Annotated in this window: 23 protein-coding genes; 14 read left to right on the forward strand and 9 right to left on the reverse strand. The window is 64.5% G+C overall.

The window, feature by feature from the left end; genetic code table 11:
* Window positions 1–32: 32 nt before the first annotated feature.
* From ABFX29_RS01305 to ABFX29_RS01320, 4 genes are all read right to left on the reverse strand, one after another.
* The gene (locus ABFX29_RS01305; RefSeq protein WP_152227916.1) at window positions 33–380 is read right to left on the reverse strand and encodes an RNA polymerase-binding protein RbpA; all 348 of its coding nucleotides are present in this window, start codon (window positions 378–380) and stop codon (window positions 33–35) included.
* Window positions 381–587: 207 nt separating this feature from the next.
* Complete coding sequence (locus tag ABFX29_RS01310) at window positions 588–1,595, reverse strand: SPFH domain-containing protein (protein ID WP_246167464.1); 1,008 nt, start codon at window positions 1,593–1,595, stop codon at window positions 588–590.
* 107 nt (window positions 1,596–1,702) lie between these two features.
* Window positions 1,703–2,224, reverse strand: a complete 522-nt coding sequence (locus tag ABFX29_RS01315; protein ID WP_338079091.1) for an NfeD family protein — start codon at window positions 2,222–2,224, stop codon at window positions 1,703–1,705.
* A 156-nt stretch (window positions 2,225–2,380) separates the two neighbouring features.
* On the reverse strand, window positions 2,381–3,256 hold the full coding sequence (locus tag ABFX29_RS01320) for a methyltransferase domain-containing protein (RefSeq protein WP_152227915.1): 876 nt from the start codon (window positions 3,254–3,256) through the stop codon (window positions 2,381–2,383).
* 83 nt (window positions 3,257–3,339) lie between these two features.
* Here ABFX29_RS01320 and ABFX29_RS01325 point away from each other — a divergent pair, with 83 nt between their 5' ends.
* Complete coding sequence (locus ABFX29_RS01325) at window positions 3,340–5,409, forward strand: S9 family peptidase (RefSeq protein WP_152227913.1); 2,070 nt, start codon at window positions 3,340–3,342, stop codon at window positions 5,407–5,409.
* 65 nt (window positions 5,410–5,474) lie between these two features.
* On the opposite strand, the gene ABFX29_RS01330 is transcribed toward ABFX29_RS01325, so the two are convergent.
* Together ABFX29_RS01330 and ABFX29_RS01335 are read right to left on the reverse strand one after the other, a co-directional pair.
* Window positions 5,475–6,056: a peptide deformylase gene (locus tag ABFX29_RS01330; RefSeq protein WP_152228394.1), complete on the reverse strand. Its 582-nt coding sequence runs from the start codon at window positions 6,054–6,056 to the stop codon at window positions 5,475–5,477.
* Between the two features lie 188 nt (window positions 6,057–6,244).
* Window positions 6,245–6,547 (reverse strand): DUF4193 domain-containing protein, encoded by a 303-nt coding sequence (locus tag ABFX29_RS01335; protein WP_091604775.1) that lies wholly within the window; start codon window positions 6,545–6,547, stop codon window positions 6,245–6,247.
* Window positions 6,548–7,290: 743 nt separating this feature from the next.
* Here ABFX29_RS01335 and ABFX29_RS01340 point away from each other — a divergent pair.
* Together ABFX29_RS01340 and ABFX29_RS01345 are read left to right on the forward strand one after the other, a co-directional pair.
* Entirely contained in the window at window positions 7,291–7,878 is a 588-nt protein-coding gene (locus ABFX29_RS01340) for a DUF1349 domain-containing protein (RefSeq protein WP_152227911.1), read from the forward strand.
* Between the two features lie 81 nt (window positions 7,879–7,959).
* Window positions 7,960–8,751, forward strand: a complete 792-nt coding sequence (locus ABFX29_RS01345) for an SDR family oxidoreductase (protein ID WP_152227909.1) — start codon at window positions 7,960–7,962, stop codon at window positions 8,749–8,751.
* A gap of 65 nt (window positions 8,752–8,816) precedes the next feature.
* On the opposite strand, the gene ABFX29_RS01350 is transcribed toward ABFX29_RS01345, so the two are convergent.
* Window positions 8,817–9,872, reverse strand: a complete 1,056-nt coding sequence (locus tag ABFX29_RS01350; RefSeq protein WP_170287759.1) for an alpha/beta hydrolase — start codon at window positions 9,870–9,872, stop codon at window positions 8,817–8,819.
* Between the two features lie 269 nt (window positions 9,873–10,141).
* On the opposite strand from ABFX29_RS01350, the gene ABFX29_RS01355 reads away from it, so the two are divergent.
* Both ABFX29_RS01355 and ABFX29_RS01360 read left to right on the forward strand, forming a co-directional pair.
* A complete protein-coding gene (locus ABFX29_RS01355) occupies window positions 10,142–10,288 on the forward strand; it encodes a hypothetical protein (RefSeq protein ID WP_170287758.1) in 147 nt (48 codons plus the stop codon).
* A 125-nt stretch (window positions 10,289–10,413) separates the two neighbouring features.
* Window positions 10,414–10,761, forward strand: a complete 348-nt coding sequence (locus ABFX29_RS01360; protein WP_152227905.1) for a UBP-type zinc finger domain-containing protein — start codon at window positions 10,414–10,416, stop codon at window positions 10,759–10,761.
* On the opposite strand, the gene ABFX29_RS01365 is transcribed toward ABFX29_RS01360, so the two are convergent.
* Window positions 10,758–11,825: a lysylphosphatidylglycerol synthase transmembrane domain-containing protein gene (locus ABFX29_RS01365; protein ID WP_170287757.1), complete on the reverse strand. Its 1,068-nt coding sequence runs from the start codon at window positions 11,823–11,825 to the stop codon at window positions 10,758–10,760. The genes ABFX29_RS01360 and ABFX29_RS01365 overlap by 4 nt on opposite strands.
* 165 nt (window positions 11,826–11,990) lie before the next feature.
* Between ABFX29_RS01365 and ABFX29_RS01370 the strand changes: the two genes are divergently transcribed.
* Genes ABFX29_RS01370 through ABFX29_RS01390 form a run of 5 tightly spaced genes read left to right on the forward strand, consistent with a single transcriptional unit; the run spans window position 11,991 to window position 15,178 of the window.
* Entirely contained in the window at window positions 11,991–13,136 is a 1,146-nt protein-coding gene (locus ABFX29_RS01370; protein WP_152227900.1) for an ABC transporter permease, read from the forward strand.
* The gene (locus ABFX29_RS01375) at window positions 13,133–13,834 is read left to right on the forward strand and encodes an ABC transporter ATP-binding protein (RefSeq protein ID WP_152227898.1); all 702 of its coding nucleotides are present in this window, start codon (window positions 13,133–13,135) and stop codon (window positions 13,832–13,834) included. The genes ABFX29_RS01370 and ABFX29_RS01375 overlap by 4 nt, the downstream gene beginning before the upstream one ends.
* A gap of 48 nt (window positions 13,835–13,882) precedes the next feature.
* Window positions 13,883–14,461, forward strand: a complete 579-nt coding sequence (locus ABFX29_RS01380) for a TetR/AcrR family transcriptional regulator (protein WP_275124694.1) — start codon at window positions 13,883–13,885, stop codon at window positions 14,459–14,461.
* The gene (locus ABFX29_RS01385; RefSeq protein ID WP_152227895.1) at window positions 14,458–14,862 is read left to right on the forward strand and encodes a DUF3054 domain-containing protein; all 405 of its coding nucleotides are present in this window, start codon (window positions 14,458–14,460) and stop codon (window positions 14,860–14,862) included. Before ABFX29_RS01380 ends, ABFX29_RS01385 begins: the two co-directional genes overlap by 4 nt.
* Before the next feature lie 34 nt (window positions 14,863–14,896).
* Window positions 14,897–15,178 (forward strand): Lrp/AsnC family transcriptional regulator, encoded by a 282-nt coding sequence (locus ABFX29_RS01390; protein ID WP_091604742.1) that lies wholly within the window; start codon window positions 14,897–14,899, stop codon window positions 15,176–15,178.
* 192 nt (window positions 15,179–15,370) lie between these two features.
* Here ABFX29_RS01390 and trpD read toward each other — a convergent pair whose 3' ends face one another.
* The gene (gene trpD, locus ABFX29_RS01395; RefSeq protein ID WP_246167461.1) at window positions 15,371–16,417 is read right to left on the reverse strand and encodes an anthranilate phosphoribosyltransferase; all 1,047 of its coding nucleotides are present in this window, start codon (window positions 16,415–16,417) and stop codon (window positions 15,371–15,373) included.
* 159 nt (window positions 16,418–16,576) lie between these two features.
* Between trpD and ctaE the strand changes: the two genes are divergently transcribed.
* The 4 genes from ctaE (at window position 16,577) to qcrB (ending at window position 20,885) form a co-directional block, all read left to right on the forward strand.
* Window positions 16,577–17,215 (forward strand): aa3-type cytochrome oxidase subunit III, encoded by a 639-nt coding sequence (gene ctaE / locus ABFX29_RS01400; RefSeq protein WP_082413525.1) that lies wholly within the window; start codon window positions 16,577–16,579, stop codon window positions 17,213–17,215.
* Window positions 17,216–17,291: 76 nt separating this feature from the next.
* Window positions 17,292–18,077, forward strand: a complete 786-nt coding sequence (gene qcrC, locus ABFX29_RS01405) for a cytochrome bc1 complex diheme cytochrome c subunit (RefSeq protein WP_152227891.1) — start codon at window positions 17,292–17,294, stop codon at window positions 18,075–18,077.
* Between the two features lie 85 nt (window positions 18,078–18,162).
* Window positions 18,163–19,188: a cytochrome bc1 complex Rieske iron-sulfur subunit gene (gene qcrA / locus ABFX29_RS01410; RefSeq protein WP_152227889.1), complete on the forward strand. Its 1,026-nt coding sequence runs from the start codon at window positions 18,163–18,165 to the stop codon at window positions 19,186–19,188.
* Between the two features lie 2 nt (window positions 19,189–19,190).
* Complete coding sequence (gene qcrB / locus ABFX29_RS01415) at window positions 19,191–20,885, forward strand: cytochrome bc1 complex cytochrome b subunit (protein WP_152227887.1); 1,695 nt, start codon at window positions 19,191–19,193, stop codon at window positions 20,883–20,885.
* The last annotated feature ends 23 nt before the right edge of the window (window positions 20,886–20,908 follow it).

Raw genomic sequence — 20,908 nt, forward strand, 5'->3', positions numbered from 1 at the left:
TTCGCCGTTTGGTGATGCCTTGCGGCACGTGCCTAGGAAGCGGCGCGTTCTCCGCGGCGTTCGCGGAGCTTGTCCAGCCGATCCTGGAGAATCACTTCGAGCTCTTCGATGCTGCGGCGTTCAAGCAGCATGTCCCAGTGCGTACGCACCGGCTTCTCGTTGCTGGTGTCCGGCTTCTCGCCGTCAACCAGCAGGGCTTCCTTGCCGGTCTTGGATACCCAGACCGGGGGAACCTCTGCCTCGGCGGCGAAAGTTACGAACACGCGTTCGCCGTCCTCGCAGCGGTACTCGACACGCTGGCGGGGAGCCGGCTCGACGCCGGATTCCGTCTCCATGCTCTGCGCACCCAGTCGCATACCCCGCAGGCTACGATCGCTCATTTTTTCTCCCTCATCAGTTTCGAAAGGCCCAGCGGCCTATCAGTAATGCCCGCTGCCCGTTAGGGCAGCCGCTAAAGCTCATGCCGGCGGCACACCGGATTTCTCTTCCGGTTCAACGCCGCAGCGGCGGATCCTGTTCCCGTCAAACACCAGGACCCGGCAAACAGTCAATTATAGCCGGACCCGGGCACTGCGGCGACAGACAGCCTAGGAAGCGGTGTCTCCGGTACCTACCCGGAGGCTGGCAGGAGATTCGGCGGGGGAGTCCGGAGCAGCAGTTCCAGTGCCCGTACCGGAGGCCGTGCCGTTCCCGGCTGCCGCAGCCTGCCGGACGTCCGGCAGGAAGTCGCCAAGCGCCGATCCGACGCCCCGGAGAGCTTCACCAAGTTCACTCGGGATGATCCACAGCTTATTGGAGTCGCCTTCTGCGAGCTTGGGCAGGGTCTGCAGGTACTGGTAGGCCAGGAGCTTCTGGTCCGGGTTGCCCTTGTGGATTGCGTCGAAGACCTTCTGGATGGCCTGTGCTTCACCGTCGGCGCGGAGGATCGCCGCCTTGGCATCACCCTCAGCGGCGAGGATAGCGGCCTGCCGACGCCCTTCGGCGGTCAGGATCTGTGACTGCTTCGTACCCTCGGCGGTGAGGATGGTCGCCCGGCGCTCACGCTCGGCACGCATCTGCTTTTCCATCGAATCCTGGATGGACAGGGGCGGTTCGATCGCCTTGAGCTCAACTCGCGAAACACGAATGCCCCAGCGGCCGGTGGCTTCGTCGAGCACTCCGCGGAGCTGGCCGTTGATCCGGTCGCGGGAGGTCAGCGCTTCTTCGAGGTTCAGCCCGCCGACGACGTTGCGGAGCGTGGTGGTAGTCAGCTGTTCCACAGCGTGGATGTAGTTGGCGATCTCATACGTAGCGGCACGTGCATCGGTGACCTGGAAGTAGACCACGGTGTCAATGGAGACCACGAGGCTGTCCTCGGTGATCACCTGCTGCGGAGGGAAGGAAACAACCTGCTCGCGAAGGTCCAGCAGCGGAAGCAGCCGGTCCACGAATGGGATGAGGATGTTCAGGCCGGGATTCAGTGTGCGCAGGTACTTGCCCAGGCGTTCAACGACGCCGGCCCTGGCCTGCGGAATGATCCGGATGGATTTGACCAGGATGACCAGGACAAAAATGACCAGGACAGCCAGGATGACTAACAGGACGGTGGTTTCCATATTCCCCCTTGCATTGCGGCCGAACGGCGTTGTGCCCGGCCTGGTTCTTGCCCCTTGCTGCGGAGCGCTGGGCACCCTGCCGCTTGGCGGGGCTCCCTTGGTGGCGGTTACTGGCGGCCCTTCGCTGAGCCGTCTTCGTCAGGATGCCCGTCCGTGGACCGGGTCTGGGAGGTGCGCAGCGGCTCCACGACCGCGGTGGCGCCTTCGATCCGGGTCACTGCTACCTGCTCGCCGGCAGGCAGCAGGGATCCGTCTCCGCTGCGTGCAGTCCAGGTATCCCCGGCGAGCTTTACGGTGCCGGTTCGCGAACCCACGGGCTCCAGCGTTACTGCGGTGTCCCCGATAAGCCGTTCGATGTTGGAGCGCTGGTCTTTGCTCCCGGCCTTGAGGTGCTTCAAGGCTGCGGGCCGGACCAGCACGATCATCAGCAGCGCTACGACGCAAAAGACAACAACCTGCAGGAAGAGCGGAGCGGAGAGCACCGCGGCGAGCATGGCCGCCAGGGCGCCTGCGGACAGCATGGCAAAGAACAGGTCCAGCGTCAGCGTCTCAATGGCAGCGAAGCCTAGAAAAAGCACCAGCCAGAGTACCCAGCCGTATTCGACGAGCCAGTTGTACAGTTCCTGCATGATCTTTCCCTCCGGCTCCGTCCGACCGGTGCCGGTGCTGCAGGGCCGTCCAGCGCCGGGCGGAGTGGTTAGTTGCGGGCTTTGGGCTTATTCTGCCCGATAAACGCCGGTTTACCTAGGCGCACCCGGTTGCTGGCGCGCCTGCCCGTGGGCGCCTTAGGTACCCGCCGGACCCGCAGCCCGGAACTGCTGTACCGAAAAGGCGGCAGTGACCTGCAGCGGAAACTCGGCGTGGTCCAGGGCGCGGGCCAGGAATGCGGGGTCCACGTGGTGGGCTGAGGGGCCCATCAAGACGGCGTTTTCGACATCGGCCCGGTCCAGCTGGATTCGGTACTCAAGGTGTTCTGCGGTTTCGGCTTCGAAGTCCGGGCCCAGGGACCTGGCTACGCGGGTTTCCTTTTCCACCCCGATCTCGAGCATTCCGGCCAGGGCACGGATTTCCTGGAGGTGGCCGGGCAGGGGAGTGACAACCAGCAGGGTTCCTCCCGGAGAAAGCACCCGCCGGAACTCGCCGGGGTTACGCGGAGCGAACACGTTCAGCAGGACGTCGGCCGCGCCGTCAGCCAGGGGCAGCGGGCGCCACACATCCCAAACCAGCGCGAAACCCTGCGGCAGTGCGCGGGCCGCCCGGCGCAGGGCGAACTTGGAGATATCCAGCGCAACCGCAGCCGAAGCACCCGTCTGCTGCTGCACTTCACGCACGTAATACCCGGTGCCGGCACCGGCGTCGAGCAGCACGGGTCCGCCATCCGGCCCGTCTGTGCCGCTGCGGGACGCCGCAGCCAGCGAACCAAGCAAGCGGGCAAGGGGCGCGTAATGCCCGGCAGCCAGGAACTCACTGCGGGCCTGGACCATCTGCGCCGTATCGGCCTGGAACTTCGTGCCAGCGCCGGTGAGGAGATTGAAATATCCCTGCTTGGCGGCGTCGTACCGATGCCCCGACGGGCAGCTGAGCCGGCTGCGGGCCGCGTCCGGGAGCAGCTCACCGCCGCAGTTCGGGCAGGAAAGGAGGCGGCGTTTTCCGGAGGGCATACCCCAATCTTAGGCTGCACGGAGCTTGGCTTCGGCCTCTGGCCAGGCCGGAGGCACCCCGGGGTATTGCTAGGCTCAATTCCATGAAACCCAGTGACTTGGATCTCCTGAACTCTGTCTCCGAACCTGCCCTGAGCCCGGACGGAACCCGTGCCGTGGTCTCGGTGCAGCGCCCGGACTTTGCTGCCGATGCGTATGTGGGCCAGCTGTGGAACGTCGGCCTGGACGGATCAGCTCCCCGCAGGCTTACCCGGGGCTTCAGCGACACGTCCCCGCAGTTCTCACCGGACGGGAACGTGCTGGCCTTCCTGCGCTCAGCCCCCGGCGGGCGGCCGCAGCTCTTTGCCCTCCCGGCCGGCGGCGGCGAGCCCGTCCAGCTCACGGACCGGCACATGGGCGTCTCCTGGTTCAGGTTTTCCCCGGACTCCCGGCAGATCCTCTTCTCCTCACGGGAGCCTGAGCACGGCCGGTACGGAACGCTCGACGGCGTTTCGGCGGCAGCGGAGGACCCGCGCCTGGTTACCACGCTGAACTACCGCATGAACGGAGCCGGCTACACCCGGGACAAGTTCGTCCAGGCTTTCCTTGTGGCGATTCCCGACCTCTCCGGTGAGCCTTTCGTTGAGCCGGTGGGCCGGGCGGCCGAAGCAGCGGGGAAGGAAGACCACAAAACTGCCGGCCTGCCTGAGTCACGGCAGCTGACGCACTTCGACGCCGACGTCAGCAACCCGGTTTTCACCGCCGACGGCTCATCCATCCTCTTCACGGCCGCGCTGCACGCCGATGCCGATACCGATCTGGTGACCGATGCCTACGAGCTGCCCGTGGACGGCGCCGGTGAGCCGCGCAGGCTGAGCAACCTCGGCGATGCCCGGCTGAGCGTTTCGCACCCGGTGCAGAGCCCCGACGGCGGCTGGCTGTACTACCTCGGACAGGACGTCTCCGAGACAGGACTGGACTTTGTGGCGCGCAACACGGCCCTGTACGCCGCCCCCATGGCTGATCCCGCCGCCGCAGCGAGGCTGACGGACCCTGAAGGAATGGATCTTGCCGGCGGGCCGATTGTCCCGGCGGGCGACGGCGTGCTGGTCTTCAACCTGAGCCGCGGTGCCTGTGAACTGCTCGGCGTCGACCGGACGGGCGCGCTCAGCACCCTGGTGACCGGTGCGCGCGTCGTTACGGGGGCAGCGGAAGCCGCGGGGACCCTGGTGGTCACCTTCACTGACCAGCAGACCAGCGGCGATGTAGCCGTGGTGGATCCTTCCCGACCCGGGCACCTGCAGGTGCTCACGGACTTCTCGGCCGGTTTCCGGCAGGGGGCAGGCGTACTGCCGCTGGTGGAGGAGACACATGCCTCCGCGGACGGCTATCCAGTCCACGGCTGGGTTGTCCTGCCCGAAGGCGAAGGCCCGCACCCGGTGCTGCTGAACATTCACGGCGGCCCGTTCTCACAATACGGCTGGGGGCTTTTCGACGAAGCCCAGGCCTACGCCGCCGCCGGCTATGCGGTGCTTATGTGCAACCCGCGCGGCTCTTCGGGCTACGGGCAGGAACACGGCAGGGCCATCAAGGAGGCCATGGGAACGCTGGACCTGCAGGATGTCCTCGGATTCCTCGATGGAGTCCTGGCAGTGCATCCGGAGCTCGACGGCGAACGGCTGGGCGTCATGGGCGGTTCTTACGGCGGCTACCTGACGGCCTGGGCCATCTCACAGGACCACCGGTTCACCGCCTCAATCGTTGAGCGCGGCTTCCTGGACCCGCTGTCCTTCATCGGTTCCTCGGACATCGGCTGGTTCTTCTCGGCTGCGTACACGGGCAACGATCCGGAGAAGGTTGCAGCCCAGAGCCCGTTTGCCCAGGTCGGCCAGGTGCGCACGCCGGCCCTGGTCATCCATTCCGAGGAAGACCTGCGCTGCCCGGTAGAGCAGGCGCAGCGTTACTACACCGCACTGAAGCTGCAGGGGGTCCCCACCGAGCTGCTGCTTTTCCCGGGCGAGAACCATGAGCTGTCGCGGACCGGAACTCCGTGGCACCGGCGCCAGCGGTTTGAACACATCCTGCGGTGGTGGGCCAGGTGGCTGCCCACGCCGGCCAACCAGGCCGAAAACACGCAGGAAACCGGCAGCCAGCCGGAAACGGCGGGCGTCTAGGGCTGCAGGGTTCGCTGCGGGGCTGCAGGAAACCGGCCCCGCAGCGAAACGCGCCCAAACAGGGCCTAGAAGCCCAGGGTTCGTCTGGCGTCCTCGATGTCCGTGGCCGCCCAGCGCGGATATTCGCCGTTGGAACTCAGCGAACGGGTGAAAGCCTTGTCCACGTAGACAATCCCGTTGAGATGGTCTGTTTCGTGCTGGACGATCCGCGCGGGCCAGCCGGAAAAGGTGCGCTGCCGGGCCTGGCCGTGCTCGTCCTCGTAGTCCAGCCGGACTGAACGGTACCTTTCCACAACCCCCTGGTAGCCCTCGAAGGAGAGGCAGCCTTCATAGAACGACGCCGTCTGTGCGTCTTCCGGCTCGTAGCGCGGGTTGATGATGGTGAAGAACTCCAGCGGGGTGCGTTCCCGCGCTTCGGCAACATCCGGGTCGGGGGCATAGGCGTCTTCGAGCACGGCCAGCCGCAGCGGGATGCCTATCTGCGGGGCGGCCAGCCCAACCCCGGGGGCGTGGTGCATGACGCGCCGCATGAGCTCGATCAGGGCCTGGAGCTCATCGGCCTGAAGCTGGCCCTCATAGGGCAGCGCCGGGCGGCGGAGCACCGGATGTCCCAGCTGGACGATCGGAACAAGATCCATCTCCAGCATCGGGAGGACCAGGGAGCGGACGGCTGCGGGCGACTCCGCTGCACTGGGTTCATAGATCACGGATCCATCCTAGTGTCCCCGGCGCATGCGGCCGGGTCCAGTCACTGCCCGGAGCCTCGAAGTAACACAAACAGGTCCCCGGCATCGCTGCCGGGGACCTGTTTGTGTTTACGCGCAGGGGAGAGGCGTTAGCCTTCGCAGTCCACGCAGTACTTGTCGCCGTTCTTCTCCAGGGCAATCTGGGAGCGGTGACGGACAAGGAAGCAGGACATGCAGGTGAACTCATCGGCCTGCGCCGGAACAACCTTGATCAGCAGTTCTTCGCCGGAGAGGTCGGCGCCGGGAAGGTCGAACCCGTCAATAGCGTCGGATTCCTCGACGTCGATAACCGCCGTCATCGCTCCGCCGCGCTGCTGGGCCTTCAGCCCTTCCAAAGAGTCCGTGGGCTGGTCTTCTTCTTTGACGCGGGGTGCATCGTAATCGGTAGCCATGTGTAGTGCTTTTCTCCTGAATTTGTGGGGGGTTCGAGCGTAGATCATATAGGTGAAGCCGCATAACACACCAAACGGCATCTGAATAGGTCTTTTTGTGGCCTAGCCGCAGATTTCCTGCGGTTCGCTCCGGACAGGCTACCCCCATGCGCAGGCCGGGCCGGTCCCTGTCCGGTGAGCCGGCAGCCGCACGGAGTGTCGAAGGGAAGCTCAAATCCCCGCAATATCCGCTTCACTGCAGGTCAACGCCCGGTACAACGACGCACCCTGCACAATTGTTCCCAAGCCGCCGGTGCGCGTTATGTAAACCTGCACAGAGGACGCCGACAGACAGCGGGGGACATTATGTCAACTGAAAGAGTGCACGCCGGATGCGGCCAACATGAGCAAAAACACGTGAGGTACCTTTTCCCCCGGAGCCCGGCCCCGGCCGTCGCCGGCAGGCTGGGAACGGGCCGGAGCGAACCAGCGCTGACGGCTCCCGCCGTCCGCTGCGGCGTAACGGCGGCGGGTAATGCCGTTCGCGGAGGTTGGTACAAACCGCGCGCAGGGGACCCTCTTCCGGGACTTTCCTTTGCGCCGATAATCTACATTATGTCAACTAGTGTTTCGAAAGGGGTCCCCCGCCAGGCGGCAGGGGTATATTGCGGGCTGACAGCCCAGGCGCTGAAGGCCAGCAGGCCGGGGCGAAGAACACGGGCAGCCAATCGCACGGACAGGCAGTCAATGGAGAGGAAACACGCATGAGCCAGGAACGTACGCTGGACTGGAGCGCAGGCGTCTGGACAAACCCGCCTGCGCGCAGGCTCGGCTCAGGCCCGGACCTGCAGGTAACGGCCTCCGAGGGCAGCGACGCCTGGCGCGAAACCGCCTACGGCTTCACGTTTGCTACGGAAAACGCCCTGCTCTCGCCGTTCATGCCGGACACGGCCATGGAGGTCGAGTTCACCGCCCAGACCTTCGAGCAGTTCGACCAGGCCGGAATCTTCCTGCGGGCGGCGCCGGATCTGTGGGTCAAGGCCGGCGTTGAGTTCGCGGACGGCCAGCTGCAGGCAGGTGCAGTAGTCACCAGCCCCAAGTCGGACTGGTCCTCCTCCCCCCACCACGAGTGGCTGGGCAAACGGACCGTGGTGCGCGCCAGCTGGAAAGGTGATGCCCTCACCATCCGTGCGGGACTGGCAGGACACCCGCTGGAGCTGCTGCGAGTAACACCCTTCTCCCCCGCAAGCCCCGTCAGTGCCGGACCGTACGTGGCCTCGCCTGCCTCTGCCCGCTTCGAAGCCGTGTTCCACTCGTGGCGGATTACTGCTGCAGACGCCTCGCTTCACTGACTGGCAGCCATTCCTGTACCCCGGCAGCCTGCCCGGCCAGGGGCCCCTATACCACGGCCGAACCGGGAGTAGGCTCGAAGTATGACTACACGTACATATATCGTCACAGGGTCCGCCTCCGGCATTGGTGCAGCGACCGCACAGCTGCTTAAGGAACGTGGCAACACCGTTATAGGTGTTGACCTGCGCAACGCCGAGGTGGAAGCCGACCTCAGCACCCCCGAGGGACGCCAGATCGCGGCCGACCGCGCAGTTGAACTTGCCGGCGGCACTGTGGACGCCGTTATTGCGTGCGCCGGAATCTCCGCCCCGGTTCCGCTCACGGTCTCCGTGAACTTCTTCGGTGTCACCGGGTTCCTGGACCGACTCGCACCGGTGCTGGCCCGCAGCGAGGCTCCGCGCGCCGTCGTCGTCAGCTCCATGGCGTCACTGCAGCCGAACTCCCCCGAGCTGGTCGATGCCATGCTCGCCGGGGACGAGCCCCTGGCCCGCCAGATCGGTCAGAAGCTCGCCGACCAGGGTCCGCAGATCGGGTACCTGAACTACCCGTCCTCCAAGCGCGCACTCAGCCGCTGGGTCCGCCGCGCGTCGGTCAGCGATCTCTATGCAGGAAACGGCATTCCGCTGAACGCCGTGGCACCGGGCACCGTGCTGACCGCAATGACCAAGGAACTCCTGGCAACCCCCGAGGGCGTCAAGATGGTCGACGAAAATGTGCCGATGCCGCTGAACGGCCACTCCGAGCCGGTTGTTATCGCCCGGCTCCTGGCCTGGCTTGCCAGCGAGGAGAACTCCCATCTTGCCGGCCAGACCATTTACTGCGACGGCGGCGCTGACGCCACCCTGCGCGGCGACGACATCTGGCAGTCCTAGCCCCCGGCGAAATGCCGGTCCACCCCTCCATTGGGGCGGACCGGCATTTCAATGCGGCGCTTGGCCTAAGCCGTGGCCTGGAAGTCCGACCGGACGGGAACGGACTCGGCTCCGGTTACCGCGTCCAGGAAATTCAGGGTATCGGCCAGCACCATGCGGGCATCCTTGAGCTGGAGCTTGAACTGGAATTCATGTCCCAGCGCGGGCTTGTGGTCCTTGGGCCAGAACCTCCGGACAACAGGCACTCCCAGTTCTTCCAGCTTGTCCGCCAGGGGCCGTGACTGCTGGTCGGTGAGGTAGTCCGCGTTGCCTCCGGAAATGAAGGTTGGCGGAAAGTCCTCCCCCACGTGTTCGAGGATGGACATGTGTTCCGCGGCCGGCGTCGAAGCCCAGTCCTTGGACCCGGTATAGGCCCACAGAGCCGTGCGGAATCCCCATCCCAGCGGGCCCGTGAGCTTCGCCATGGTCTTGAGGTCATACACACCGCAGAACAAGAGAGTTCCCCGCAGGTGTTCCGGCGCGGCTGCCGGGGTCACTCCCGTGCGGGCAGCATACTGCGGGTCGGTGATGATCAAGGCCAGCTGGGCAGCCAGCTGCGCTCCGGCCGAGTCGCCGGCCAGAATGATCCGGTTGGGGTCGATGCCGTACTCCCCCGCGTGTTCCCGGAGATATCCCAGGGCCTGGTTCAGCTCCGTCACAGCCTGCGGGTAGCTCGCCTCGGGAGATATGGAGTATCCGGCACCTGCCACCGCATAGCCGTGACCAGCCAGGATTTCGAGATAAGGTGCCACGTTTTCCTTGCAGCCGGAGATCCAGGCTCCGCCGTGGACCCAGACAACCACAGGGTGCGGACCGTCCCCTGATTCAGTTGGAAGGAAGACGTCCATGGACTGCCGCGCCGACTTCCCCAGGTAGGGCAGTGACCGGTGAGCCAGCACTCCCCCGGATGGAACGTGCTTGCGGAGCTTGTGCAGCTGCACCTTTCCGCCGCTGGAGAAGACCCCGCGGATAAACAGGGCCGAAGGTCTTGGATCTTTATGGATAGCAGTTGCGGCCAGTGTTCCGGCTGCGGCTACGGCTGAAGCCATGAACCCTGCTGCCGCCAGGGGCAGAATCTTCATTTTTTCAGGGTAGGACGCCGCCCTGAATGCGCCCGGACAGGATTCCGCTCCGCCCCGGGCGGCGGCGGCCGGCGCAGTGCGCGACTTCACCCGCGGTTGTGCCCGGCATGACACCCCGTGCAGGCACCGGAGCCATGGGGTGTTCTTCTCGCCACCCCTGCTCGTAGCCAAGATCATGGGTCCCCGGTTGGATTCACGCCGCCGGGAAAACGCACACTAAGAACTACTGCAGGGATCGCCGGAGATCCTGCCGGAAGGGGTACATCGCCATGCGCAAAATCAACGCCGGCCGCAACTGGCTTATGCACCAGGTGCCCGACGGGCTGCTGGGCAAAACCGCCCGGCTGGCTAAACCGGTACAGGGAGCCCTGATGGTACTGCTGGCTGCGGCCGCAGTGCTGGCGCAGCTGCTGTAGCGGGCGTCCCTGCGGCTCCGCACGGCCGCGCTGCCTCACCGGGTTTTTATGCGGTGCCGGTTCTGGCCGAGGGCCGGACCCGGTACGGTAGTCAGATTCCAGCCGCGCATTCAAAGGAGCACGCTATGGAATCCCTGCCAGGCATCGACCCCGGCGTTCCTCCCTCCGGCACCGGGTGTGTGGAGTGCCAGGAACAGGAGGGCTGGTGGTTTCACCTGAGGCGGTGTGCCGAGTGCGGCCACATTGGCTGCTGCGACAACTCGCCCGGCCAGCACGCAACCGCACATGAACAGGCCACCGGGCACCCGGTAATCCGCAGCTACGAACCCGGCGAAGAATGGTTCTACAGCTACCCCGAAGAAGCGGTGTTCGAAGGTCCGCTCTTGGCGCCGCCCCAGTCACATCCGGTGTCACAACCCGTACCGGGCCCCGCCGGGCGCGTTCCCGCTGACTGGATGGACCTGCTGCACTAGCCACGCGAAGGGCGGCTTGGAGCGCCGGCGCTACGCGTGATTGCCTTCCGCAGCACGCCAAGGCGAAGCGAGAGCCACGCCAGTGCGCCTACGGGAATAGGCAGCCAGAAGTTCAGGATCCGCCAGGACAGCACCGCCAGCGCCGCTGCTGCGCTGGGCACTCCGAAGCCTGCCAGGGTGGGCACCAGCACGCCTTCCACGAGACCTACCCCGCCCGGCGTTAGAGGAGCCAGTGCCACGAGGTTCGCCAGGGAGTAGGCAATGAGCAGCTCACCTGGCCCCAGAACGTGCCCAAAGGCGGCAAGGAAGGTCCACAGGCAGGCGGCGTCGAAGCCCCAGTAGCAGACCGAAAGAACCAGGGCCAGGACCAGGCGCCGCGGATCCCTGCGGAACATTGCGGTTTCTGCCGCCATCGTGCGCACGAACCTGTCCGCAGACGCAGGTTTGATGACCCGGACCAGCGCGGCCGTCCTGCGGGCCACCCGGACGGCCGCATCCAAGTGCCGGTCCAGCACCGAGAGAACCGCCAGGCTCAGGGTCAGGAGCACCAGCACTATGATCCCCGCCGTGACGAAGTACCGGTTGGTCCGCACCTCACCAAGCGCGGTGAGCACTCCAACCCCGAATAGGACCCCGAGTACCAGGTTGGCTCCGACAACCTGGACCATCGCTGCGCTCAGCGCATTCTGGGGCCGCACGCCCGACCGGGTCAGGAGCTCGTACCGCAGTGCGGCGGAGGTCGTCCCGCCCCCGGGTACGACGTGGTTGACGGCTAGGTCGCTCAAGTCGATGCGCAGCAGGGTGAAATAGCGGGGTTTGACTGAGCCCGGCAGCACCACCGAAGTCAGCGCGCTGTAGCAGCACAGCGAAAGCGCTTCCAGCGCCGCGGCTGCCAGCAGGACAACTGCCGGAAGGCGCTGCAGGGCGCCAAAAAGGTTTTCCGAGCCCAGGATCTGCGGAAGCACCACATACTCGAACACCAGAAGCATAACGACGGCAACGCAGATCCACCGCACCGCCCGGGAATGCCGCAGGCGGTGCCACGCTTCCCGCAGCTTCGTCACCTTCCAAGCACAGCAGAGGCACACGGCCCGCCGATAGCCGACGGAGATCTTCCGGACGGATAATGCTCCGTCTGTTTTGCGGCGCGACATCATAGTGACATGATGTTGGTATGTTACTGACTAAGCGTCAGTAACTTACATACCCAAACAATCAAGGGGTTTCACATGTTCCTAGCGCTGCGCGAACTGCGTTTCGCTCGGGCCCGGTTCGGACTCATGGGCGGCGTCATAGCCCTCATTGCCGTTCTGATGGTCCTTCTCTCCGGCCTGTCTTCCGGGCTCGTAAATGACGGAGTGTCCGGCCTTAAAGCCATGCCGGCAACGGCGATTGCCTTCAACGAGGGCACCAAAACCGACAATGCCTTCTCCCGCAGCATCGTCGATCCTTCCCAGGCCGAAGCCTGGCGCACCCAGGAGGGTGTAGAGGAAGTCACCATGCTGGGTTCCACGATCGTTAACGGCGCCACCGAGGACGGCACGCAGGTTGACCTGTCCCTCTTCGGTATCGACACGGATTCCTTCCTCGCCCCCGCTGTTGGCGAAGGACGCGAAGTCCAGGCCGCCAATGAGATCGTTGTCTCTTCCACCGCAGAAGACGCAGGCATCGAACTGGGTTCGGTCATCACCCTGGACCGCCTCGACGTCGAACTGACCGTTGTTGGTTTCACCGACAGCCAGGCCACCTTCGGCCACGTCGACATGGCCTACCTGCCGCTGGAAACCTGGCAGTACATCGCCAGCGGACAGTCCCAGCCCGGCGCACCGGCCGAGGCCGACATTGCCGCCGTGGACTTCGACACCGCCAGCGCCCTCGCCATCAAGGCTGAAGACAGTGCAGACCTGGACTTCGCTGCCGGTGACGCCGCCGCAGGCACCGTCACCTCCACCCTGGAAGACTCCTTCGACGCTTCCCCCGGCTACACAGCCGAGACGATGACGCTGGAAATGATCCAGATCTTCCTCTACGCCATCTGCGCCCTGGTTGTCGGAGCGTTCTTCACGGTCTGGACGATCCAGCGCAAGCATGAGCTGGCAGTACTTCGCGCCGTTGGTGCCTCCACCGGCTACCTGCTGCGTGACGGCATCTTCCAGGCGGTAGTCATCCTGGTCCTGTCCACCGCCGTCGGCGTAGCAGCGGGCCTTGGCATGGGCGCGTGGCTCTCCGGAAGCGCAATGCCGTTCGCTCTCGAGGCAGGCCCCATTTCCACCGCCACCGCAGTGACGATCATCATGGGCGTCCTCGGTGCCGCAATCGCCATCGTCCGCATTTCCCGGGTTGATCCCCTGGCTGCCCTAGGAGGACAGCGATGAGCACACAGACCAGTACCTCCGGCGCAAAGGTCAGCACCCGCGGCCTGCGCATTGAGAACGCCAACATGGCCCTGGGCGACGGCGAAAGCACCGTTCAGGCCCTGGACAACGTGTCCCTGACAGTAGAGCCGGGCGAACTCGTCGCCGTCGTCGGCCCCTCAGGCGCCGGCAAGTCCTCGCTGCTGGCAGTCGCCGGAGCGCTCGCCACACCGGACAGCGGACTCGTAAGCGTCAACGGCACCGACATCTCCACCCTCAGCAAGGCTGCCAAGGCCCGGTTCCGGCTGGAGAACATCGGTTTTGTGTTCCAGTCCGGCAACCTCATCCCGGCCCTGACGGCTTCTGAACAGCTTGAGCTGATCCACCGGATGGCCAAGATGAAGGGGAAGTTCAACCCCAAGCAGCTGCTCGACGCCGTCGGCATGGGCCACAAGCTGGACAGCCGACCCGACCAGCTCTCCGGCGGTGAACGCCAGCGCGTCGGCATTGCCCGCGCACTGGTGTCGAAGCCGACGCTCCTGCTGGTGGACGAGCCCACGGCCGCCCTGGACCGCAAGCGCAGCCAGGATGTTGTGGAGCTTCTCGCCCGGGAGACCCATGAGTTCGGGGTTGCTACTGTTATGGTTACCCACGACCACGACGTCCTCCACCACTGCGACCGCGTCGTAGAGATGGTTGACGGACGGCTCGCAAGCTAGACACTGCACGAACAGGAGGGCTCTTTGCCCCGCATTACCGCGCCGACGGTGGCTGAACACCGTGCCGCACAGCAAAGGGCCCTCCTGGATGCCGCAAGGACTCTCCTGGCCCGTACCGGAGAAGCACCCAGCATGGCTGAGGTAGCAGCCCTGGCCGGGCTCGCAAGGCCCAGCGCCTACCAGTACTACAAGTCCCGAACCGACCTGCTTAATGCACTGGTCATGGATGTCTTTCCACGCTGGGCACAGCGCGTGGAAGACGCCATGAGCGCCGAAAAGAAGCCCGCAGACCGGATCCTTGCGTACGTCCTCACGAATATCGCACTGGTTGCCGAGGGCGAACATGCCGTTGGCAGCGCCCTGGCATCCGTGGCCCCCAGCGAGGAACTCGACGCGCAGAGCGCCCGCATGCACCAGGCAATCCTGGATCCGCTGGTAGGAGCCCTGAAGGACCTCGGGGCTCAAGACCCGAACAGCACTGCCGAGCTCATCAATGCCATCGTGCACACCGGAACCCGCCTCCTGGAGTCCGGCAAGGACCTGCACGAGGTCGGACAGCTTGTCCGCGAGCTGCTTGGACCCTACATCCGCGAACACGGCGGCGGCCCTGTAGGAGCGAGCCAGTGAACCGGCCAACCCGGCTCTGGCCCGTCCAGCTGGCCGCCGACGTCGTACTTATCATCGTTTTTGCGGCACTGGGCCGGGACACACACGCGCACGGCGTGGATCCCGCCGGCGTCCTCATCACTGCATCCCCCTTCGTCGCCGCAGCCCTGGCAGGGTGGGCGCTGCTGCGCCTGTGGCGGCATCCGGGATCCTTCTGGCCCCACGGCGTTCTCCTGTGGCTGATCACTGCCGGAGGCGGACTGGCCTTGCGTGCCCTGGCCGGCGGCGGTACTGCGGTCAGCTTCCAGCTGGTCACCTTTGGCGTGCTCGGCGCGTTCCTGCTCCTGCCTCGCCTTGCCTCTTCCCTTGTCATGCGCAGGCGCACCCGGCCCGATTCCACTAGGCTCATAAACAGGGCCTGACACCGGCGCCCAGCAGGAGAAGGAAAGGCAAGCCATGATCACCGCTTTCGTACTCATCCAGACCGACTCGGCCCGGATTCCGGAGTGCGCGGAGGAAATCTCCGAGATTGAAGGCATCAGCGAGGTCTACTCGGTCACCGGAGAGTGGGACCTCATCGCGATTGCCCGCGTCCGCCGCCATGAAGACCTGGCCGACGCGATTGCCAACCGCCTTTCCAAGGTCCCCGGCGTGATCGGGACCACCACCCAGATAGCCTTCAGGGCTTACTCAAAACACGACCTCGACGCCGCGTTCTCGCTGGGCTTCGACGGGTAGTTAGGCCCGAAAAACACCGGATTTGCACGGTTTTCGAGCCACGGCGGCAACGTTTGGGTAACGAAATTTCCCTGTAATCCGGGTCATTCACGCACGAATACAAGCGGAGGAGGCGGACCAGACGGCCTGCCTCCCCCGCTTTTTTATGAGCTCCACTATTACGCCCAGGCACCTGGGCCGTTATTACCGTATTTACTGCGTGACCTGCACCCAGCGGTCCAGCGCCTTGCGTGCCTGTCCGCTGTCCACGGACTCCTCGGCGCGCCGCAGCCCCCGCTGAAGCCGTTCGGTCAGTGTTCCGTCAGCGGACGGGTCCAGCGCCACCAGAGCCGCGGCTGCGTTCAGCAGTACCGCGTCCCGGACCGGGCCGCGCTCCCCTGCCAGCACACTGAGCACAACGGCGGCATTCGCGGCCGCGTCTCCGCCCCTCAGATCCTCCAGCGTGGCCCGGGCTATCCCGAGATGCAGGGGATCCACCGTAGAGCGCTCTACGGCCCCGTTCCGGACCTCCCAGACGGTGGAGGTGCCGGTGGTCGTCATTTCATCCAGTCCGTCACCTCCCCTGAACACCAGGGCGCGGACACCGCGGGCTGCCAGGACACCCGCGATGAGCGGTGCCAGCCGCTCGTCAGCCACGCCAATGGCAGAAGCCGACGGATGCGAGGGATTGGTCAGCGGGCCCATGAAGTTGAACGCAGTCGCCACACCCATATCCCGCCTGGCAACGGCTGCGTGCCGCATGGAGGGATGGAAGACCTGCGCAAAACAGAACGTGATGCCTGCCTCCACGGCCGCCTGGGCAACACGGTCCACCGGCAGGTCCAGCCGTACGCCAAGGGCTTCAATGACATCGGCGGAGCCCGACGAGGAGGACGCCGCACGGTTGCCGTGCTTGACCACCTTGGCACCGGCACCGGCACACACCAGGGCAGCCATGGAAGAGATGTTTACCGTGTTATGCCTGTCACCGCCGGTTCCGACGATGTCCAGGGTTTCGCCGGGAATGTCGATGGGCCGGGCGTTGGCCAGCATGGCTTCCACCAGGCCGGTGAGTTCTTCGACACTTTCCCCCTTGGCACGCAGGGCGACCAGGAAGCCGGCGATCTGCGCGTCGGAAGCGTCTCCGGCCATGATCGTGTTCATCGCCCACCAGGTCTGTTCGGAACTCAGGTCCTGCCCCGCAATAAGCGCGGTAATAAGCGACGGCCAGGTGTGCTCGGAACTCGAAAACGTACTCACACGCTCTAGGTTATCTACGAATCGTAGAAAATGCTGATTTGTTTCCGGACGGGAAGTTCCGCGCCGTTGCTGGGAAGTGGGCGGTTTGGGAACGAACCGGACGCGCCGTTCGTCTGGTTCTGTTGGTGAACTGGGCAGTTTTACGGCCATAATGTCTATGTGACAACAGCGACCCATGCCCCCAGTACCCCGGCTCACCCCACGCTGAACCGCCCCAATATGGTCTCCGTAGGGACCGTGGTGTGGCTCTCCAGCGAACTCATGTTCTTTGCTGCGCTCTTCGCGATGTACTTCACGCTCCGCTCCACCTCGGGCGAGATGTGGGAGATCGAGACAGCCAAGCTGAACGTGCCCTTCGCCTTCGTGAACACGGTGATCCTTGTTTCCAGCTCCTTCTCCTGCCAGTTCGGCGTCTTCGCCGCTGAGCGGCTCCAGCCGCGCCGCACCGGCGGGCTCTTCCAGATTGCCCGTTGGGGAATGGTCGAGTGGTTCTACCTGACCTTCTTCCTCGGCGCCATCTTCGTAGCCGTCCAGGCTTTCGAGTACGCAGAACTCGTCTCCCACGGGATCTCGCTCTCCTCCAACGCCTACGGCTCGTCGTTCTACATCACCACCGGTTTCCACGGCCTGCACGTGGCCGGCGGCCTGATCGCATTCCTGTTCATCATCGGACGCGCCTACGCCGCCAAGCGGTTCGGACACTTCGAGGCGACCTCTGCGATCGTGACGTCCTACTACTGGCACTTCGTCGACGTGGTCTGGATTGCCCTCTTCGTCATCATCTACTTCCTCAAGTAGTCCGTCAGGGCAGCACCACAGCAATATTCAAAGTGGCACGAGTAACCAAAAGACCACACAAGTTAGGAACCACTAAGTGAAGGCACTATCGCAAAGGCGACGTCATCCCCTTGCAGCAGTAGTACTGCTGTTGCTGGGCCTCATCGTTACCGGCGGCATCTACGCAGCTGCTTCCGGAGCGAACGAAGCCCAGGCCGCCACCACCTACACTGCCGATGATGTGCAGCAGGGCGAGAAGCTCTTCATTGCGAACTGCGCCACCTGCCACGGCATGGAGGCCAGCGGAACCGAGAACGGCCCCTCCCTCGTAGGCGTCGGTGCCGCATCCGTCGACTTCCAGGTTGGCACCGGCCGTATGCCGATGGCCATGCAGGGCCCGCAGGCCCAGCAGAAGCCGCAGCAGTTCAACGAAGAACAGACCGCCCAGATGGCGGCCTACGTCGCTTCCCTCGGTGCCGGTCCTTCCGTGCCGGAAGAGCAGTACCTGGAAACCACCGGCGACGCCGCTGCAGGCGGCGAGCTGTTCCGCGTCAACTGCGCCATGTGCCACAACGCAGCCGGCGCAGGCGGCGCCCTGACCCGCGGCAAGTTCGCTCCGGCTCTGGAAGGTGTCAGCGAGCAGCACATCTACGAGGCCATGGTCACAGGCCCGCAGAACATGCCCGTCTTCTCCGATGCGAACCTCTCCCCCGAGGAGAAGCAGGACATCATCACCTTCCTCAAGAACATCGAAGCCAACGGTTCCCCCGGCGGAGCCGAGCTCGGTTCACTCGGTCCGGTCTCTGAAGGCCTGTTCATCTGGACAGCCGGCCTTGGCCTGATCATCGCTTTCACAATCTGGTTGACCTCCCGGTCTTCCTAGTCATCGCCGCGCTCACCCCCCGGGGTGACATCACAGTTACACATAGGTCTACTAATGCAGTTTCAAGAGAAGGATGAGGGGGATCATGGGCGACCATAGTCACGGCAGTCCGAACACCTCGGGCACCGTTGCTACGGCTGGCCAGGGCGAAGAAGGGGAATTCCAGAATCCTGGGCTTCCCCCGCACCGCCCTCGCCTGGCCGACACGGATCCCCGGGCTGAGAAGCGGTCCGAGAAGCAGGTGGCGATTCTCTTCGCCATCTCCGCTCTCGGTACGCTCCTGTTTTTCTACGGGTATTTCTTTATCCGTCTGGATGAGAGCATCGGGACGCTGCGCGTCCAGAACCTGTTCCTGGGCCTCGGCACCGCCTTCGCGATGCTCGGCATCGGCGTCGGTATTGTCCACTGGGCCAAGACGCTCATGCCGGACCACGAGGTCATCGAGGAACGCCACGAGATCCGTCCGGAAGAGGACCGCGTTGTCGCCGAGAAGATGATCGGCGACATCATCGAGGAAACCGGCATCAAGCGCCGTCCCCTGATCCGCAACACCCTGCTGGGTGCAATGGCTCTGGCGCCGCTTCCCGCGATCGTCCTGTTCCGCGACCTGGGCCCGCTGCCCGGTGACGTCCTGCGCCACACCATGTGGGACAACGGCGTCCGCCTTACCCGCGACCCGAGCGGTACCCCGATCAAGGCCTCGGACGTCACCCTGGGCTCTGCCTTCCACGTGATCCCCGAGGGCCTGAACGACGCCGAGCACAAGCTCGAGGAAAAGGCCAAGGCAGTTGTCCTGCTGATGCGCCTGGATCCCTCCGAGCTCAACCCCTCCCCCGGACGCGAAGACTGGTCCGTGGACGGCATCGTTGCCTACTCCAAGATCTGCACCCACGTTGGCTGCCCGGTGGCACTGTACGAACAGCACACGCACCACCTGCTGTGCCCGTGCCACCAGTCCACCTTCGACCTGACCCAGGAATGCGCTGTCATCTTCGGTCCGGCCGTCCGTCCACTGCCGCAGCTGCCGATCGCCGTTGACGACGAGGGCTACCTCATTGCCACCAGCGACTTCACTGAACCCGTTGGACCGAGCTACTGGGAGCGTGGCTGATCATGAGTGCTACCTCTGTATCCGGCACCTACGAGCCGAAGACCAAGCTCGGGCGCATCACCAACTTCGTCGATACCCGCGTCAGCGGCTCGATGATGGTCAAGGAGTTCGGCCGCAAGGTCTTTCCTGACCACTGGTCCTTCATGTTTGGTGAAGTGGCGCTCTACAGCTTTGTCATTCTGCTCCTCTCCGGAACGTTCCTGACGTTCTTCTTCGATCCGTCCATGGCGGAAACGCACTACGAAGGCAGCTACGTTCCGCTCAAAGGCGTGGAAATGTCCGTTGCCTACGCTTCGTCGCTGGATATCTCCTTCGACGTCCGCGGCGGCCTCTTCATGCGTCAGGTCCACCACTGGTCGGCCCTGCTGTTTGTTGCCTCCGTCTCGGTGCACATGCTGCGCGTCTTCTTCACCGGAGCGTTCCGCAAGCCCCGTGAACTGAACTGGGTTGTGGGCGGCGTGCTGCTCATCCTGGCCCTGGCTGCCGGCTTCACCGGCTACTCGCTCCCCGATGACCTGCTTTCCGGCAACGGCCTGCGCATCATCGACGGCGTTATCAAGGCTGTCCCGGTTGTTGGTACCTACATCAGCTTCTTCCTGTTCGGCGGCGAGTTCCCCGGTACGGCAGTGATTGGACGCCTGTACGTCCTGCACATCCTGCTGGTTCCTGCCCTGATCCTGCTGATGATCGCCATCCACCTGTTCATGGTCGTCATCCACAAGCACACCCAGTGGCGCGGCCCGGGACGTACCAACAACAACGTTGTTGGCTACCCCGTTGGACCGGTCTACGCAGCCAAGGCCGGTGGATTCTTCTTCATCGTCTTCGGCATCGTGGCCTTCATCTCGGCAGTGTTCACGATCAACCCGATCTGGAACTACGGCCCGTACGACCCCTCCCCCGTGTCCGCAGGTACCCAGCCTGACTGGTATATCGGCTGGGTTGACGGTGCACTGCGCCTGATGCCGGGCTGGCTGTTCGGCTTCCCGTTCGAATGGAACATTCCGTTCCCCTGGGGCGTCAACACGCTGTCCCTCAACGTCCTGCTGCCGGCCCTGGTGCCCGCAGGAATCGTCTTCGGCCTGCTCTTCACCTGGCCGTGGATCGAAGCCTGGGTCACCAAGGACAAGCGCGTCCACAACCTGCTGGACCGCCCGCGCAACGCTCCGACCCGCACCGCCATCGGTGTTGCCGGCGTCATCTTCTACTGCGTCATGTGGGCTGCTGCCAGCTCCGACCTCATCGCCACGCACTTCATGGTGTCGCTGAACGACGTGACCTACTGGCTCCGCTTCCTGTTCTTCTTCGGACCGGTTATTGGATTCATGGTGACCCGCCGCATCGCCCTGGCCCTGCAGCGCAAGGACCGCGAGATTGTTCTCCACGGCGTCGAAAGCGGACGTATCGTCCGTCTCCCGCACGGTGAGTACATCGAGGTCCACGAACCGCTGGATGAGTTCAAGCGCTACAAGCTCGTTGCGTTCGACTCCCCCGAGGTCACGCCGGCCCAGCCGGATGCCAAGGGTAAGATCAGCCGCAGTGAGAAGCGCCGCGGAGCGCTCTCCCGGTTCTTCTTCGAAGACCGTGTTGCTCCGGTGACTCCGGCCGAACTTGAGGCCGCACACCACCACGAACCGCATGCCGAAGTTGAGGCCAGCGAAGTGGATGAGGCTCCCGCCTCGATCGAGAAGCACTAGCTCGAACACTAAAGAAGCCCCCG

Origin of the sequence: Arthrobacter gandavensis (assembly GCF_039528575.1) — a bacterium.
In the GTDB taxonomy this organism is placed as follows: Bacteria; Actinomycetota; Actinomycetes; order Actinomycetales; family Micrococcaceae; genus Arthrobacter_B; species Arthrobacter_B citreus_B.

Coding starts and splice junctions, on each gene's coding strand:
- ABFX29_RS01305 (WP_152227916.1), bottom strand. CDS start 380: ATGAGCGATCGTAGCCTGCGGGGTATGCGACTGGGTGCGCAGAGCATG.
- ABFX29_RS01310 (WP_246167464.1), bottom strand. CDS start 1,595: ATGGAAACCACCGTCCTGTTAGTCATCCTGGCTGTCCTGGTCATTTTT.
- ABFX29_RS01315 (WP_338079091.1), bottom strand. CDS start 2,224: ATGCAGGAACTGTACAACTGGCTCGTCGAATACGGCTGGGTACTCTGG.
- ABFX29_RS01320 (WP_152227915.1), bottom strand. CDS start 3,256: ATGCCCTCCGGAAAACGCCGCCTCCTTTCCTGCCCGAACTGCGGCGGT.
- ABFX29_RS01325 (WP_152227913.1), top strand. CDS start 3,340: ATGAAACCCAGTGACTTGGATCTCCTGAACTCTGTCTCCGAACCTGCC.
- ABFX29_RS01330 (WP_152228394.1), bottom strand. CDS start 6,056: ATGCTGGAGATGGATCTTGTTCCGATCGTCCAGCTGGGACATCCGGTG.
- ABFX29_RS01335 (WP_091604775.1), bottom strand. CDS start 6,547: ATGGCTACCGATTACGATGCACCCCGCGTCAAAGAAGAAGACCAGCCC.
- ABFX29_RS01340 (WP_152227911.1), top strand. CDS start 7,291: ATGAGCCAGGAACGTACGCTGGACTGGAGCGCAGGCGTCTGGACAAAC.
- ABFX29_RS01345 (WP_152227909.1), top strand. CDS start 7,960: ATGACTACACGTACATATATCGTCACAGGGTCCGCCTCCGGCATTGGT.
- ABFX29_RS01350 (WP_170287759.1), bottom strand. CDS start 9,872: ATGAAGATTCTGCCCCTGGCGGCAGCAGGGTTCATGGCTTCAGCCGTA.
- ABFX29_RS01355 (WP_170287758.1), top strand. CDS start 10,142: ATGCGCAAAATCAACGCCGGCCGCAACTGGCTTATGCACCAGGTGCCC.
- ABFX29_RS01360 (WP_152227905.1), top strand. CDS start 10,414: ATGGAATCCCTGCCAGGCATCGACCCCGGCGTTCCTCCCTCCGGCACC.
- ABFX29_RS01370 (WP_152227900.1), top strand. CDS start 11,991: ATGTTCCTAGCGCTGCGCGAACTGCGTTTCGCTCGGGCCCGGTTCGGA.
- ABFX29_RS01375 (WP_152227898.1), top strand. CDS start 13,133: ATGAGCACACAGACCAGTACCTCCGGCGCAAAGGTCAGCACCCGCGGC.
- ABFX29_RS01390 (WP_091604742.1), top strand. CDS start 14,897: ATGATCACCGCTTTCGTACTCATCCAGACCGACTCGGCCCGGATTCCG.
- qcrA (WP_152227889.1), top strand. CDS start 18,163: ATGGGCGACCATAGTCACGGCAGTCCGAACACCTCGGGCACCGTTGCT.
- qcrB (WP_152227887.1), top strand. CDS start 19,191: ATGAGTGCTACCTCTGTATCCGGCACCTACGAGCCGAAGACCAAGCTC.